Genomic DNA, 16,444 nt, shown 5'->3' on the forward strand with positions numbered 1-16,444 from the left:
AACAACTGAGGTGCGGAATGCGTCTGCAGAATCTTCCATTAATGCTGAAGTTGAGCCTGGTTCCAGCCTTGATACTGGTCCTGCTACTGGCCTATGCGCTGATGGTGATCGCATCGCTGCGGGAAATCACCACTCGCGCCAACCACTTCTCCACCGTCATCGAGCCAACTGCGCGCCTGACCAGCGATCTCAGCGCCAATCTGTCCACCAGAGCCAGCCTGCAACAGCAATATCTGCGCACGCCGACCGATAAAACACTGGAGGAGTACAATCAGGCCAGCGCGCAGGCGCAAGAGTATTTCTCCGACGCCAATTTCACCAAACTGAAAAGCGCCGACGCCCTGCAAACCGCTAGCCTGCGCATCGACGATTTGTTTCGCAGCAACCTGCTGCCGAAAAACCGCGAGCTACGCAGCGGCATTGCCACGGTGCAGGAAACCCTTGTGCCGAAAACCCTGGAGTTATCCAACAATATCAGGGTGACGCTTGACCCCTCCAGCGCCCAGGTGTTGATCCAGTGGACCATCTTGGTCAGCAATCACATACAAGCCGCCCTCATCAACCTGAACGCGTTCCTGCGCACCGGTTCCCCCACTGAGACCGACGCCTTCCTGATGGAGATCTACGGCGCGCAAAACGCCGTGATCGATCTGAAGAAGCATCTGCGCAAACCGGAACATGAAAAATGGATTGGAGAGATCGACGGACTGGTGAAAGAATTTGAGAGCAAGGCCAAAACCATCTTCGATGTCGCGCGCAGCCAAAACAGTCTGTTGGACAGCGAGCTGCGCCCACTGGTCAACGACACCCTGAACATAGTGGCGGAAGAGCAAGCCAGCATCTGGAGCGACTTGCGCAGCGTCAGCGGCTACATCGCGGAGTCGCTGGACTCCAATATTGTGAAAATGCTGCTGTTTCTCGTAGTTACGCTGGTCATTTCCACGGTGTTGACTGCACTGGTGTCGCGGCTGATCAGCAAACCCATCAAAGATGTAGTCGCCACCATGGAGGACATCGCCCAGGGCGGCGGCGACCTCACCCGGCGCCTGACCTATCTGGGGCAGGACGAGCTTGGCCGGCTTGCCCGGGCTTTCAACCGTTTCGTCGAACTCATTCAGCAGATATGCATCAGCATCAACGACAAGTCTCAGGAACTGGGGCAGTCCGCGGAGTCCTTGCAGGATGTGGCTCATCAGGGTGAAAACTGCCTGGAGCAACAAAAAGCCGAATTTGTCACTGTCTCTGAGTCCACTCAACTGATCTCCCACAGTTTCCGGGACATTGCGCAACAGGCGAGCAAATTGCTGGAAATCGCCCAGTCCATCGCCTCGCAGTCGGATAATGGAAAACGCCTGCTGCAAAATAACACCGACACGCTTTCCCGACTGGCCCAGCAAATGGAGACCTCCTACGCCTCCATGCAACGCCTGGCCAGCAGCAGCCAGAAAGTCTCAGAAGTGCTGCAGGTCATCAACAATATCGCCGAGCAAACCAACCTGCTTGCGCTAAACGCGGCGATCGAAGCCGCTCGCGCTGGCGAGCATGGCCGCGGCTTCGCCGTGGTGGCGGATGAAGTCAGACAGTTGGCCTTACGCACCCGGGACTCCACTGAAGAAATCCGCGAAATCATGGAAGGTCTGCAAAAAGACGCTGAAGAAACGGAAAAGATGATCAATCTGAGCAACAGCATGACGCAGAACAGCGTCTCGCAGATGAGTACATTGGCTGTCACTGTGGATCAAACCAACAGCGGTATTGCAGAGGCCAGCGATCTGATCGACCAGGTGGCCAAAACTACCGAGGAGCAAGCCAAGCACGCGGAAGGCATCGCGCAAAGCATGCATACCTTGGAGACGTTGCTGGATGAAAGCTGGCGACAGGTGAACACCACCTCATCCAACAGCGAGAATATCAATCAACTGTCATCGCAGTTGCAGGAAAACGTCGGCCGCTTCAAGACCTGTTAGGCGCAGTAGGCTGCGCCGCCAGCGGACGCTGCTATTTGATGACGAGAACATCGCACTCCAGATTATCCAGCACGCGCTCCGCGGTGCTGCCGATAAAAATGCGGTCTACGCCGCTGCGGGATACCGCCCCCATGACCACCAGATCATGTCCGTGCTGATTGACGCAAGCGGGCAGCACTTTTTCCGGCGAGCCTTCTTCGAAAAATACGTGCGTGCTTGACTCCACATAGCTCTCCAACAAATGGTCCAGCGCCTTTTGGTGCTTGGATTTCACTTTCTCACGATATTCTTCGTAATCGGCGACGATGGCGTCAAACTCCACCAGCATGCCGGTGGGAATCGGCTCATAAGCATGCACGACATTCAACTCCGCAGGCAAACGGCAGGATATTTCGTGGGCGATATCCAGGATGCGCGGGTTCAGATTATTGATGGAGCCTTCCGTCTCAATCGGGTCCACCGCCGCCAGCACTTGGATATGGCCGTCCCAGCGGTGCTCTTCCCGCACAAACCAGATCGGCGCATCCGCATCCCGCATCAAATGCCAGTCCGTATTGGTGAATAACGCCCGCTGCAGAATAGAGTGATGATGAGTGGCTTTGATGATCAATTGCGCCTGCGTCTCCCGGCAACGCTCCACCACCGCCTTATAGAGAGGCTTCTCCCAACGCACATGCTGAGTGACGGCGATGCCGTGGGCGCGCATCTGCTCCGCAAAAACCTCCAGCCAGCGTTCACGACTGGCCAGACAACTTTCTTTCGCCGAACTGAGCGCCTTGGCGTCGAAGGGGTAACTGGATTCCAACGCCCGCTGATATTCCGCCACCATCAGCTCCACTTCCGCGCCCAGCGCCTTGGCGAGACGAATCGTACGGGGAATGACTTCCTGCCTTTCCTTGGTCGGGTCCACAACCAGCAATATCTTTTTAATCTCCGCCAGCTTCTTGATTTCCATAGCCTCTCCCCAGCGATTTAAAATTTTTTTCAACTTCCTTCGTTTTTAATAATAGAAAAGGTTGACGAGATAGTCCCATCTCATTATTATTGCGGCCTCGAAAATGACGTTCCCCGATAGCTCAGTTGGTAGAGCAAATGACTGTTAATCATTGGGTCGCTGGTTCGAGTCCAGCTCGGGGAGCCAAACTTTTCGGATCGTCAAGATCATTCGGGGTATAGCGCAGTCTGGTAGCGCGCCTGCTTTGGGAGCAGGATGTCGGGAGTTCGAATCTCTCTACCCCGACCACTTTTTCACTTCCCTTCTTATTTTTCTTTTTCCAGATCTGAAATTCATATTTAGTCTTTAACCACTCGCTTTTCCATGCGTTTTCGACACAAAAGTTGCGTCGCGCCTTTGCCTTTCTTTGCGCCCCCCCCCTCAGCACAACCCCTTTGTTCAAGAAAGCCCGTCCCTGGACTATCTCGCCTACCCTGGCCTTGATTACGTTATGCTTGTGGAATTGTCGCCGTATTGAAGAATGATTTGCTGACTTCATAAAGCGTCAGCGGATCTGCGCTACCGCAGGTTTCCCTGATGGAATGCATCGCAAATTGCGGCACGCCGATATCCAGGGTTTTGACGCCCAACTCCGCCGCGGTGAGCGGTCCGATGGTGCTGCCGCACGCCATATCCGTCCGCACCACAAATACCTGATAAGGCAGCTTAAGCTCCTCACTAAGACGACGGTAAAACGAGCTGGTGATGCTGTTGGTGGCGTAACGCTGATTCGAATTCACCTTGATGACCGGCCCACTGTTCAGCAAAGGTCCATGATTTTCATCATGGCGGTCCGCATAATTGGGATGCACGCCGTGAGCGTTGTCAGCGGAAATCATCATGGATCGGCTGATCATCTGACTCAAACGCGCCTCATCTTCCGTAATACGTAGCAGCACCGAGCGCAGGAAAGGCCCTTGCGCACCTTCTGCAGACACACTACCCACTTCCTCATGATCATTGAAGACCAGGAAGCAAGGCTGACTGGAACCCGCATCCAACAACGCCTGCAGACCAATATAGCAACTCAGCAGGTTATCCAGGCGCGCGGAGCTGAGGAATTCGTTTTGCAGACCGTGAATACTGGCGGGCTGAGTGTCATACAGACACAACTCATAATCCAGCACGCGCTCCGCATCCAATGCAGGATGTTCTTGCTTGATTTGCTCCAGCAATAAGCCACGGAATTCGGGCGGACTGTCAGCGCGACATTGCATCAATACCACCGGCAGATCTTTCTGGGGATTAATGGAGCGGTTGTTGTTGACCTCCCGATCCAGGTGAATCGCCAGACTGGGGATCATTGCAATCGGGCGCACCCAATTGATCAACGTGCTTTTCACTTCCCCGGCGCCGCTCAGATAAGTCACCCGACCCGCAAGCGATAGCTCACGGTCAAACCAGGGGTTCAGCAAAACGCCGCCGTACACTTCAACGCCCAGCTGATAATAGCCTTTGCGCAGCAATTCCGGGTTAGGTTTGATTTTCAGACAGGGACTGTCGGTGTGCGCGCCAAACATTCTGGCGCCGCTGACCTCCAGCGGTCCTTGCGCGCCGCTGAATGCGATCAGCGAAGAACCGTTACGCGTAATAAAGTAACGCTCATTGGCCTGCAGAGACCATTCATATTCTTCGTGCAAACGCTTGAAACCAGCTTTTTCCAGCATTTCCACCATATTGGCGACCGCATGAAAAGGGGTCGGCGAGGCGTTTAGAAACGCCAATAATCCTTCATTAAACTCTTCTTTTTTCATACTTCACTCAAGTAACCGCGTTATCCGATTCTATACGGCTGTCGACACTGGGCCGACAGCGACCGTAAGCACTGCACATAGCCTATACGGGAGATTCCGGCTTGGCCAGTTGGTTTTGCGAAGAATTCTCATCTCCCTTCCCCGCATTCGCTTTCTTATCCTTGCGCCCGGGCTTGACCGGCGCCTCCGGCAGACGCTCAGAGAATTTTTCCCAGGCCCAGCGCAGCCAGTTGATCATGGCGAAAGCCAACCATAATGACCAAACCAACATCGCCACCCGATAGAACAAAACAGGAACCGTCCATACCGACGCCGTCGGCAGCTCTCCCGCCGCCGCATCCTGATACCAGCGCAATTGCCCCGCAAAAGATCCGTTGCCGGCGACATAATCCGCAGGTTGCCCAATCAAGCCTTTGGGAATACTGGCGATTACCCACCCCAACACAGCCAGCGTCAACAGCACCAACAGCGCGCTATATAATCTACGCCCCCAACGCGGCAAGGCGTGGACCAGCTCATAACGGTAATTGAACGCGTAAAACCACACCGCCAGCACCAGCAAGCCCTGCACCCAGCCCAACGCTGCTCCGGCCGCCAGCACCGCCCAGCGCCCCACGCCCAGTGGATTGCCGCTATGCCAACCCAGCACTGACGCCAACAGCAACATCACCGCCAGCACGCCCCAGAACAATATGGCCGGCCCCATTTGCGGGCCTCCCACCCATAACGGCCACAGGCGATCCGGCAACTGAATTTGAAGTTGAACGTTACTGACAGGAGCCGGCAACTGCAGAGCCGGCGTCTGATAACGCCATTGCGTTCCTTGCGTCTCCTCATGCCAGCGTATGCTTAAGAATTGCTCACCATAACCGAGCACGACATCCACACGATTGGTTTCTTCACTGCGGGCGACATTTCTTCCATCCAGCTCTACCGCATCCAGGACTGCGCCATCCGGCAAATCAAAGCTGTAGCGCTGAGTGCGTGAGGTGCGCAGACGAATATCCGCCGTATATTGCAACTGCTTGCCGCCCACTTTCTGAGTCACATTCAGGCTGTCCACCGTCAGCATGCGACCCTCAACGGCTTTATTCGGCGAAACGGACAAGAACAGGGAATCTCCCGGCTGCGGCCGCCACTTTGGCCGCCAATAGCCGGACTGAATAATTTCGTAAGGCGCTGGCCCAGTGTACTCAAGGCTCCACTGCGGCCCCACCAGAATCGACCAGTGCTCACTCCATGCGCTATTCGTCGGCGCCAGCAACTCGATACGCTGACGGAAGCTCAGGTTGGACACCCACTCCATGCTGTCCTGACGATCATCCAAAGTCACCAACGCCCGCTGATTGCTGACGTCGATATCTCCCGAGGTCACGGACTCCCCCATCAACAGCGGAATGCTGGCCGAAATGGAGCCTCGCAATGGCGCCACTCGCTCCACCCGGGTGCGTACACGCCACTTCAGTCCCAGATCCAGTTCCCGATAAACCTTGACGAAGGCGGGCGCCGGTTCCTGAAACAGAGATTGCCGCGACTCCGAACTTCGCTGGCTGACGCTGGTGCGCTCAAACTTGATATTAGAACTCAGCAGCTCAYTGCTACCTGCGCCGGACATCGACCAGTCCGCCACTTTCGCCGAAAATCGATGGGGCCGCAGGGGAAACGCCAACTGAAACTGATCGACTTCGCGCACGCCGCCTTCCAACACCACTTCCTGCACGCCGGCTTCCAGCGGAATACGCCAGACGCCATCTTCGCCAGCGCTCCAGCGATCCCAGCGCTTCCCGTTGACAAACACACTCTCAGGACGCCAGAAACCAGCGCGCGCGGGGATTGGCAATGCAATCGGCTGCAGCGCGCTGACTTCCAGCGACAAGGTCAGACTGTAACCATCCAGAATCAGGTTGGCGGAATTAACATCCACACAACGGGGAGTACAGGGCGGCGGCGCAGTCAAACGCTGCTCCAGAGCCTGCAACATTTCTGGACTGGGATAATCGGTGTCGGCGTGCGCCCGCTCCGCCGGCACCATCAACGCCAGAGGGGCCAGTAACGCCAGTCCCGCCAGCTTGGTGGTGACGCCGGGTTGCGGCGAATCATCCCCACCCTTGTCGCTGCGCCCGCCACGCCGCCCCACCAGGCAAGCCAACAGCACCACTAACAGCGCAAAATGAACAATACGCGCAAACCCCGTCTGCATGGGGCTCAACACGTACAGCTTGGCGCTTTCATCCCCGCTAAGCGGCCCTTGCCAGGTAAGATTCACTTTTCGCCAGCTCCAGTCCGGCACTCCTGGCCCCGTGGGCGCGGGAGCCTCCGGCGCCACGTCCTCAGGCTGCTTTTCCCTCAAAGACATAGGCGCGCTCATCAGCGCTGGGGGCGCAGGCTCCATCGACTCCTGCAGCATATAATCAGCCTGCACATCCTCTTCCACCGCCATATCACGCCTCATCGCAGCATTATCCGCAAAGTAAACCACACCGGAGTCACGCTCCAATTGCGGATATATCGCCATACGCACCTGGGCCACACCATAGTTCAGCAGCATACCCGCCAGAATCAGCAACGCTCCCCAACGCCAGCCGGTCACCAGTTTCAGCATCCAGCCGGGACGAACCACTCGCAGTAGCGCATTGGGGATAATCAACAGTAACCACACCGCCACCGGCGCATAGATTTCGTGATAGGCGAACCCCAGCGCCACCACCGTCACGCCGCCCCACACGATACCCTCCAAACGCGCCACCGCCGCAGTAATCAAAAGGAGCAAGAACAAATCCCACAAAGACCAGCGATCAAACCAGGTTCCCGCACTGCGGTCCACACCGGAAGCGGCCAAGGGCCACCAGCCCGGCGGAAGATTGACGTCACTGGAAACATTCTCAAGATCCAGACTGCCGCTGTCGTCACGCCAGCCGCTGGCGGGAATGACAAACGCGGCGGCCTCACGCTCAACCGGCGAGCTGCTGACCGCCGTCATGTCGAGGTCAGCGCGCCGCACTTCCACGCCGCGACTGGAGTCCTGGCGCGACTGCGTGACTAACTGCGCCTGCCCTGACAGATCCACCTTGCCTAACTCATAAGGCGCGCCTTGCTCCAGACGCCATCCCTGTGACATTTCACCCGTCAGGCGATCACGCCAGATCCAGCGACTTTGATCAAACGCCAGCCACCCCTGGGTGCGCTGCCGAATACGATTTCCCGCCAGAGAAGTCATCCCCCGCTCAATTTCTTTCAAATCCAGGGGCGAACCTTCCGCCACCCGAAACGCTGGCAATGTCCGCCATTCCTCAGGCAACAGCGTCTGCTGCGGATCAACGGCGCGCCCTTCTATCTCCACGCGACGCAACTGCGGCTGCGTCTCCACTACCCACAATTCCGATTCAGGCCAGACGCCCCCGGGCTCCGGCTCCATAGAGAACGCATCCGTACGATTGGTCTGCCGAAAGCGCGCCACCAGCGTCCAGGAGCCTGGGCGCACCTGAATCCGCAGACGACCATCCTTCTCAACGCGCGCGGGCAGGTTGCTGGTCAGAGAAACCTGTTCCCAGCCGGACAAACGAAAGCCGCCCAGGACTTCCTCCCGCTCCCCACCAGAAACGTCGAGCTGCAAACGCGTCTCCAGCAGTTTTGGCTCGTCATCGATCAGCTTGCGAAACACATTGATTTTCAATGAATCCGGCTGCAGATTCGCCTGTAGCTGGTCACGCACCAGCCAAAGCGCGGAACCGCTATCCACGTATGCGCGACCTTCCAGCGCCGTCACGGCGCTCAGCTTGGTCATGGCGAATACTTTAGGCAGTGGAACGCTTTGCGGTAATTGCTCCCAGCTGATGCGCCCCTGGACCCGGTAACTTCCGGGCTGAAGCCAGATAGAAGGCACGCCGTCCACGTTTATGACCGCCACCCGATTACCGGACAGCATCACTTCATGAGGCCAGAATTGCGCGGAGCCCGGCAACGACAGCCAGCCCTCATACTGACTTTCCGCCTGAAAACGGAAGTCCAGCCGCTTCAGGTCCAGATCCAGCTCCAGCGCGCTGAGCCAAAGGCACACTTTCGCGCCGCTCCCGTCATGGGCTGCGGTGCAGTCTTTATCAAGATGGTCGTGCAACACCCAGCCGGACCAGTCGGCGAGCTGCTGCGGGATATCAGAAGGGGCGGCCTGAGCCGGGGAAATGCAAAAAAGAAAGAGAAAACATGCGACTAGACAGGATTTCATTAATATATCCATAGCTATAAAACGGACAAAATACGACTCAAGTCGCCGGAATCTCTCGACAACCGATTCCAACGCCGTCCTTCGTATTCAGACTCCCGGGCGCCTGCAAAGTCTGTTTGGTGAAATAAGGTTGAGCAAATATAATTGAATGTCAATAACTTGCCGAGCCCAAATAGTCTGATTATGAAAAGCAAACACCTGGAAGACGCCCTGTTCCTGGACATCGAAGCCAGCAGCCCGGACGATGACGCCTACCCTATCTGTATCGCCTGGACCGACCCGGATGGAGCCATCCAAAAGGCGCTGATCATTCCAGAGGACGACTGGGAGGATTGGGACTTCGGTTACCAGCACAGTCACGGCTTATCCCGGGAGCATTTATTTGAACAGGGCGAAACCGGCAAAGACGTCATCCGCGCCCTGTCCAGCGATCTGGCGGAAGCCACCGTTTACGTCGATGGCCTCGATCCTGACTCCCAGTTGCTGGAACGCCTGTACGAAGCCTTCGACGCCGACATGCCTTTTGAGCTGGCGCGGGTCACGGATTTTCTGCCGGAACTGGACTTCGAGACCTTTCTTGAGCGACGCCAGGAAATTCTGCTGGAAAACGGCCTTTCCGGTTTCAATGCGGAGAACAACGTTTTTGTCATGGCTGAACTGACCCGCCGCCTGCGCTGATTACGCCGGGCGGCGCAGCCGCCCTATTCCGCCCCGACCCAATAAAACCGCGCCGCCCGCTGGACTTGCTCCGACATAGGCTCATCGCAATCCATCTCGCGCTGAAACACCAGCTCCTGTAAATCCATCACCGCCTTGGAGATTTCCTCAGAAGCTGCGCGCATACGCTCCACAAGTTTTTCGCCGACCTCCGCCTCCAGCACCTGCAAACGGCTGCCGAACTCACTGAAGAAACCGCTGATCACCCACTCGCGCAGGTACAGAGCCTGCTGCAACTGCAGCCAGTGATCCTGCGGCAACTCCAGATCAAATATCAGTTCTTCCACGGTTTTTTCCACACCGCCGCTTTCTATGGTGTAGAGCATCCTGCGCAGTTCGCGACTCCATGAGTCCCCCAGTCCATGAGGGCTGGCGCCGTACAAACAGGCCAGCACATGTTCCAGAGCCTGCACTTCAAAAAACGCCTGCCCCAGCGCCTGCATCAACGCCCCATCCTGATGGATAAGCTCCGCCCCCTGCGACTTGGAGACTGCGGAGAGACTGCCGGTAGTTCCCTGACTCATTTCACTTGCACCTTTATTATTGAATTTATTGGTTTGTTCATCGGAAGCCGAAGCTCGCCGGAGGTTAAGTAACAATATATTACCTTGCTGAAAACCTTTGTGGCTTGTTGGTTACTCGCTTCACTGCTAAGTTTTTACTGGACTGCAGATAACTTCCAGTGTCTTCACGCTTTAATCAGACGTATCAGCCAATTAAACGCGCCTACATGGAAATATCGAACAACGTGAACTCAGACCTGATCTGGGACCTGGATTTGCTCGCCGATCGTAGCAAAGCCCAGGAGTTCGTCTTGAAGTTTGAGAACAAACTATGCGTCTTCTCAGGCTCCGTACGGCAAATCTATACCAATTACAGCATGCACTTCCCTGAAGACTATAACCGTAATCTGGTCATATTGCCTGATCCTTACGCCTTTCACGACACGTTCAACCATATTGAAGAAGAGGCCGTCACCCGCACCGGCTTTCACATTATCCCCGGCGAACTGATCAAACAGAAAGGGATGTTCATGCTGATACAGCCCAAAGACCCGGAAGCGCCAGCGAAGCCCATCGCTATGCGCAAGGCGCTGGAAGTGCTTAATAAAATGCGCACGGAGTCCGACCCTTTCCTGCCTATTCTGGTCAAAGGCGACCTGAAGCCCTTCCAGGACCAGATCCCCTGTCTGCACCTGCATCGCTTGCGCCTGCCGCTAATCCATCGCGCCAGCGAATTCGAAAAAAGCGAGCTGCGCCGGGTCATCCAAACCAAGATGCAGGACATGGGTGAACTCTAACCCCCTCACCGAGGGCGGAAAATTGATTTGTGACGCTTTTCCGTGACTGCGCCAACCGCTTAAGTCACAATCCCGAGCTATTGCGCCTCCACTCTGGCCGCATGCCGCACCGATAAAAACAACTCATGGAAAGCTAAAAATAATGAAGCGCAGCATTCGTCATCCGCGTTCGATCACAACCGTTCTCACCGTATTGGCGGTTTTKCTGGCCAGCCCCGGCAGCCGTGCGGAGGGAGAAAAAGAAGGCAAATCTTATGTCGGGCTGAGCGCCACCCAGTTCGATTTCAAACGAGTCGACGGCAGTGACAGCGCCAGCACGACAGGCGTCACGCTAACCTATGGCTCCTATCTTACTGACTACGTCAAAACCGAGTTTCGCGCCGGCATGGGCCTGGATGAGGAAGAAGCAAAACCGGGGCTGGATATCGGCATGGACTACTTCGCCAGCTGGTATATGGGCGCACAGTATCCAGCTACGGATTATCTGTCCGTCTACGCCCTGTTCGGGTTCACCCATATGAAAGGTAAGGTCTCCAAAGACGACCCGGACTCGTATCAAAGCATCCCGGAAGACCTCACCGAAAGCAGCTTCAGCGTCAGCTATGCGTTAGGAACGGAAATCAAGGTCACTGGCGACCTGTGGGGCGTCCTGGAGTTCGGCCGCATTCACCGCGATACGGAAACGGCGATCCGCACCATGCAGCTCAGCGCCGGCCTGAAATACGAGTTCTAGGCCCGGCGCCAAGCTTCACAGACTCAAGCGCTATGGCGGATATGCCAGCACTGGTGAATCCGTTCGTTGCGCTTAAAGTCTTCAGGTATGCTGGCGGCGGTATGATTTTCCACCGCAAAACGCTCTTCAATGCCTGAATCCAGCTTGAAACGTCGATAGTTGCAGGAAAAGATCAATACGCCTCCAGGCGCAAGCAAGCGCATGCAATCTTCAATCAGCCCGGCATGATCCCGCTGAATATCCAGCACATCCTCCATTTTCTTGGAGTTAGAGAAGGTGGGAGGATCAAGGAATATCAGATCGTATGTATTGCGCTCAGCTTTCAGCCATTCCAGCACGTTTGCGCGCACAAAACGATGGGGACCAGTCAGTTTATTGAGATGGAAGTTGCGCTCCGCCCAGCCCAGGTAGGTTTGCGACATATCCACACTGGTGGTGGTCGCGGCGCCGCCCGCCGCCGCATGGACAGACGCCGCTCCGGTGTAGCAGAACAGATTCAGAAAGCGCTTACCCGAGCAATGCTTCTGAATCCAATAGCGGGTTGGACGATGATCAAGGAAAAGTCCTGAGTCCAGGTAATCAGACAGGTTCACCCAGAACCGGCAACCATGCTCCTCTACCGTACGCTCCTTGCGACTGGAGTCCGTTTTCTCATACTGCAGCATGCCTTTTTGCTTTTTACGCTGCTTGAGAAACAGCTGTCCGCCATCAATCCCCAGCACCGCCGGGGTTACTTCCAACACGTCCAGCAGGCGTTGGCGCGCCTTTTCTTCATCCACTGATTTCGGCGGCGCATATTCCTGCACGATGATTCCGCCGTCATACCAGTCGATGGCGACCGCATACTCCGGCATATCCGCATCATAGATCCGATAAGCGCTAAGCTGCTGCTTCTTCGCCCATTTGCTCCACTTCGCCAGGTTCTTACTCAGCCGATTGCGGAACATTTGCGCCTGCTCAGAGATCCCCTCTAGAGAGGCGTTCTGCGGCTTACGCGGCGTTTCTGCTTCAGGCCGGTTCCCGTAAACATCAAACAAATAAAGCGTTGTGGCCAGAGGTCCGTTGTAAAGATGGTATTGTTTGTCCGCCCGCAGCCCGATTTCTTTGGCTAGGTTGACGCTGGAAGTAAAAATACCCGCTTTCCATTCACCGTATGCGGTTTTCAGCCTCCGCCCCAGCGCCCGGTACAGCGAGCGCAGCTCCAACTCCTGTCCCAAACGCTCGCCATAGGGCGGGTTGCACACCAGCAAACGCTGCCCACACCCTTCCGTATCAGGAGTGAAGTCCATGGCGCTGGCGGTTTCCAGCTTCACCCAGCGATCAAGTCCGGCGCGAGACAGGTTACGCTTAGCGGTGCGGATAGCGGCGGGGTTCAGGTCGCAGCCGAATATGGCGCCGCGCCAGCGTCGCTTGCCCAGCACCGCTTTCTCCATCGCCTCCTCGTAGACTCCACGCCAGACTTCCGGATCATGCCAGGGCGCTTTTTCAAACAGAAAGTGCGGGTTCAGCAACCCTGGCGCAACATCCATGGCGATCATCGCCGCCTCAACCACCAGAGTGCCGGAACCGCACATGGGATCGACGAAGCATCCATCCTCTCCACACAACTCCGGCCAGCCAGCGCGATAAAGTATGGCCGCCGCCAGATTCTCTTTTAATGGCGCCGCCGCGCCCTCTTGTCGATATCCGCGCTGGTGCAGGCTTCTGCCCGCCAAATCCAGGCCGAGGGTAATGGTCTTCGCTAGATTCAACTGGACGGTCTGTACGCCGGACCGCTTGTCGATAACCGGCAGCTCCAGATCACGGTCACGAAAATGGTCATTAATAGCGTCTTTGACTACCTGTGCGCCAAAGCGCGAGTGCCGAATATCGCCGCTGGAGCCAAACGCCGCGATCCAATAGCTTTCTCCCGGACGCAGGTGCTCGCTCCAATTCACCTCGGAAGCAGCCTGATACAGACCATCCCGGGTGGCAGTGCGGGTGGACTGCAATAATCGCAGCACTCGGTTAGCGAGACGGGAGCCCAGACAAATTCGGTAAACGCCGGCAAGATCCGCCTTCGCCTCAACTCCAGCGGGATTGGTTTTAAGCACTTCCGCGCCCAGAGTCTTTAATTCGTCTGCGAGCACATACTCCAGTCCTTTGGGGCAGCTCGCAAACAATGAAAATTCATTCATATTCCTACGCCGTTACAAATCGTTGCATATCAAGGGTTAAAGACGGTTCTAAGGCGATCAAGCGCTTAACCGGATTTAATTCCACAAAACTATAAAAAAACCGTCACATAGATGAAATAATTCGTGTACATCGAAATTAAATTTGGCTTAACTTGAAAGTGTAGCGCTATTACTCTGATATATATCCCTCGTACACGATCAGATGATAAGGAGATGCTTTCTAGTCCAAATTCCGATTCAAAAGTTTATCTGTTTGAATTCCTGTCTAACCCAGAAATTGGTGAGGTCATTAAAGAATGAGAAGACAGAAGCGCGATATGTTCGAAAGAGCGTACCTCAAGGGTTACCGTGCCGGCGTAAGCGGCCGGTCAAAAGATTTATGTCCCGCCGCCAATCCTCACATGCGTCAAGAGTGGATTAACGGCTGGCGCGACGGCCGAGCGGACCATTGGGATGGTTACACCGGCGTCTCAGGGATACACAGAAGCCCTGGCATAGCATCCTGATTCACTTAGACACTCATTCATAAAGGAGGGGTTCACCCAACCCCATTTAGGCCCGCATCGCGGGCCTTTTCATTGAGGGATTAGCCCTCCAGACCGCCAATCGCTTCAGCCGCTTCCCGCACCAGCACCGGTCCTCGATAAATAAGACCGCTATACACCTGCACCAGTTTGGCGCCAGCACGCACTTTTTCCACCGCATCCTGGGCGCTCATCACGCCGCCGGATGCGATGACAGGAATCCGCCCTTCCAGCGCTGCGCACAGCTCTTTCACCACATGAGTGGAACGCTTGGTCAGCGGCGCGCCGCTCAGGCCGCCCTGCTCTTTTCCATGAGCCAGACTCTCAACGCCCTCGCGCGATAACGTGGTGTTCGTGGCGATAGCGCCGTCCATGTTGTAGTCCAGCAGAGTGCGCGCAACCATATGCACCTCGTCGTCAGACATGTCTGGCGCAATTTTCACGACAAAAGGCACATAGCGCCCATGCTGCTGGTTCAAACGCTCCTGACAGTCTTTGATATCCTGCAACATGCTGCGCAAAGAGTCGCCAAACTGGAGTGCGCGCAATCCAGGCGTATTGGGCGAAGAGATGTTGATCGTGATATAGGAAGCGTAGGGATACACCTTATTGATGCAAGTGATATAGTCCGAAGCGGCTTCCTCAGCGGGAGTGTCTTTGTTCTTTCCGACGTTAACGCCGATCACCCCGTCGTATTTTTTCTTGCGCAAGCGCTCCGCCATGTAATCAACGCCATAATTGTTGAATCCCATGCGGTTGATAATTGCGTTGCGTTCCTCCAGACGGAAGAGCCGCGGCAGCGGATTCCCGTCCTGAGGCTTAGGAGTCACTGTGCCGACTTCGATAAAGCCGAAACCCAGTTTACTCAGGCCATCGATGTAATCGCCGTTTTTATCCAACCCCGCCGCCAGACCCACCGCGTTGGGGAAGGTAATTCCCATCAACTCGACCGGCCGGGAATACATTTGGGGCATAAACATTCCCAACATGCCGGCGTTATCAGCCATCTTAAGCATTTTCAGGGAAATATTATGGGAGGCTTCCGCCGGAAGGCGAAACAGAAACTGTCGGGCTAACTGATATGACATAAGGCTATTCCACTGCTGTAGAACAGTTTAAAAGAGGGGTGAACTTCAGGCGCGGTATTATAACCAACCAGAATCGCATTAAAAGGTTTATTTCCCATCACCGGCGCGACGCTTATCGACGCCCGCCCCTCACGAAAAGTAACTTCACATTGCGTTTTGCACTATTTTTGACCACCCACAACTACATGTTGGGGATATCTGTGACAGAACTGTAATTTATCCACTAAATCTGTGGATAACTTTGTTAATATCGGTAGGGAAAAATCTCAGACCCCACGAAATTCCAGCCCTCCCAGCGAATTGATCACTTTTTAATCAGTTATTTTTTGCGCTTAAATTTCAACCACTTATTAACCTTACCTCCCCCAATCCGAGAATAACGTCACTTTTTGCACCGGAATAGGATACTCAAATCCATCAAAATCGCCGCTTAGGTTTGGCGCGAAACATGGCAAAGTTCGCCGGGATTTCCACAGATTTATATGTAAGTCATTCATTTATAGAGGGTGACAAGTTATCCACAACCGTCAGAACAACAAAAAAGGGAGCTACCGCTCCCCTTTTTGTCTCAACTGAAAATGTTTAACGTGGATTTAATTGATGAATGCAATGGCGGACATCAAACAAAGTTCAAGGCCATTTCATTAGCGCCACAGCGCACCACTTTCAACGGGACAGTCGGACTGCGTTCCTGCAATAAGCCAACGACTTTCAGTGAAACCAGATCTCCGACCTCGGCGTTACCGGTAAAGTCACCGGTCACTAATACGCCGCCTTCGGAAAGATCGACTGTTTTCAACTCGTGGAGCCCTGTCACAGGGTGATCAAGCAGAACGCTCATCGACGCGGATAGTCGTTCAAAACGACGCCTTTCTGTGTGGGAACTCATAGTATGCACCTTTTCCGCTATTTATTATGGTTATTTTTTGACCAGTATAAAAAACTTAAAGCCTCTGGTTCAACTATTA

12 protein-coding genes and 2 tRNA genes are annotated in these 16,444 nt (G+C 55.1%); 7 read left to right on the top strand and 7 right to left on the bottom strand.

From position 1 onward, the window contains the following. The first annotated feature begins 41 nt into the window (after nucleotides 1-41). Nucleotides 42-1,967 carry a methyl-accepting chemotaxis protein gene (locus KP814_RS13580; RefSeq protein WP_216737269.1) on the top strand — a complete coding sequence of 642 codons (1,926 nt, stop codon included), beginning with the start codon at nucleotides 42-44 and terminating at the stop codon, nucleotides 1,965-1,967. Nucleotides 1,968-1,998: 31 nt separating this feature from the next. On the opposite strand, the gene KP814_RS13585 is transcribed toward KP814_RS13580, so the two are convergent. Beyond that, on the bottom strand, nucleotides 1,999-2,922 hold the full coding sequence (locus tag KP814_RS13585; protein WP_216737270.1) for a universal stress protein: 924 nt from the start codon (nucleotides 2,920-2,922) through the stop codon (nucleotides 1,999-2,001). A gap of 110 nt (nucleotides 2,923-3,032) precedes the next feature. Between KP814_RS13585 and KP814_RS13590 the strand changes: the two genes are divergently transcribed. After that, a tRNA-Asn gene (locus KP814_RS13590) sits at nucleotides 3,033-3,108 on the top strand. A 25-nt stretch (nucleotides 3,109-3,133) separates the two neighbouring features. Beyond that, a tRNA-Pro gene (locus KP814_RS13595) sits at nucleotides 3,134-3,210 on the top strand. A gap of 200 nt (nucleotides 3,211-3,410) precedes the next feature. Here the strand turns inward: KP814_RS13595 and KP814_RS13600 are convergent. Both KP814_RS13600 and KP814_RS13605 read right to left on the bottom strand, forming a co-directional pair. Next, complete coding sequence (locus KP814_RS13600; protein ID WP_216737271.1) at nucleotides 3,411-4,715, bottom strand: M18 family aminopeptidase; 1,305 nt, start codon at nucleotides 4,713-4,715, stop codon at nucleotides 3,411-3,413. Nucleotides 4,716-4,797: 82 nt separating this feature from the next. Continuing rightward, complete coding sequence (locus tag KP814_RS13605) at nucleotides 4,798-8,937, bottom strand: hypothetical protein (RefSeq protein ID WP_216737272.1); 4,140 nt, start codon at nucleotides 8,935-8,937, stop codon at nucleotides 4,798-4,800. Between the two features lie 183 nt (nucleotides 8,938-9,120). Between KP814_RS13605 and KP814_RS13610 the strand changes: the two genes are divergently transcribed. Further along, nucleotides 9,121-9,615, top strand: coding sequence for a hypothetical protein (locus KP814_RS13610; protein WP_216737273.1), 495 nt, complete (start codon nucleotides 9,121-9,123; stop codon nucleotides 9,613-9,615). Nucleotides 9,616-9,638: 23 nt separating this feature from the next. Here the strand turns inward: KP814_RS13610 and KP814_RS13615 are convergent, their stop codons facing one another. Next, complete coding sequence (locus tag KP814_RS13615) at nucleotides 9,639-10,178, bottom strand: hypothetical protein (RefSeq protein WP_216737274.1); 540 nt, start codon at nucleotides 10,176-10,178, stop codon at nucleotides 9,639-9,641. A 206-nt stretch (nucleotides 10,179-10,384) separates the two neighbouring features. Between KP814_RS13615 and KP814_RS13620 the strand changes: the two genes are divergently transcribed. Both KP814_RS13620 and KP814_RS13625 read left to right on the top strand, forming a co-directional pair. Then, nucleotides 10,385-10,954 carry a hypothetical protein gene (locus KP814_RS13620; protein ID WP_216737275.1) on the top strand — a complete coding sequence of 190 codons (570 nt, stop codon included), beginning with the start codon at nucleotides 10,385-10,387 and terminating at the stop codon, nucleotides 10,952-10,954. A gap of 142 nt (nucleotides 10,955-11,096) precedes the next feature. Further along, nucleotides 11,097-11,687, top strand: coding sequence for a porin family protein (locus KP814_RS13625; protein WP_216737276.1), 591 nt, complete (start codon nucleotides 11,097-11,099; stop codon nucleotides 11,685-11,687). Nucleotides 11,688-11,710: 23 nt separating this feature from the next. On the opposite strand, the gene rlmKL is transcribed toward KP814_RS13625, so the two are convergent. Beyond that, nucleotides 11,711-13,864, bottom strand: a complete 2,154-nt coding sequence (gene rlmKL / locus KP814_RS13630) for a bifunctional 23S rRNA (guanine(2069)-N(7))-methyltransferase RlmK/23S rRNA (guanine(2445)-N(2))-methyltransferase RlmL (protein ID WP_216737277.1) — start codon at nucleotides 13,862-13,864, stop codon at nucleotides 11,711-11,713. 296 nt (nucleotides 13,865-14,160) lie between these two features. Here rlmKL and rmf point away from each other — a divergent pair, with 296 nt between their 5' ends. Then, nucleotides 14,161-14,370: a ribosome modulation factor gene (gene rmf / locus KP814_RS13635; RefSeq protein WP_216737278.1), complete on the top strand. Its 210-nt coding sequence runs from the start codon at nucleotides 14,161-14,163 to the stop codon at nucleotides 14,368-14,370. Between the two features lie 80 nt (nucleotides 14,371-14,450). Here the strand turns inward: rmf and KP814_RS13640 are convergent, their stop codons facing one another. Both KP814_RS13640 and KP814_RS13645 read right to left on the bottom strand, forming a co-directional pair. Continuing rightward, the gene (locus tag KP814_RS13640; RefSeq protein WP_216737279.1) at nucleotides 14,451-15,476 is read right to left on the bottom strand and encodes a quinone-dependent dihydroorotate dehydrogenase; all 1,026 of its coding nucleotides are present in this window, start codon (nucleotides 15,474-15,476) and stop codon (nucleotides 14,451-14,453) included. A 619-nt stretch (nucleotides 15,477-16,095) separates the two neighbouring features. Next, on the bottom strand, nucleotides 16,096-16,365 hold the full coding sequence (locus KP814_RS13645) for a PilZ domain-containing protein (RefSeq protein ID WP_216737280.1): 270 nt from the start codon (nucleotides 16,363-16,365) through the stop codon (nucleotides 16,096-16,098). Nucleotides 16,366-16,444 lie beyond the last annotated feature (79 nt).

Source organism: Hahella sp. HN01, assembly GCF_018986435.1.
Classification (GTDB): Bacteria; Pseudomonadota; Gammaproteobacteria; order Pseudomonadales; family Oleiphilaceae; genus Hahella.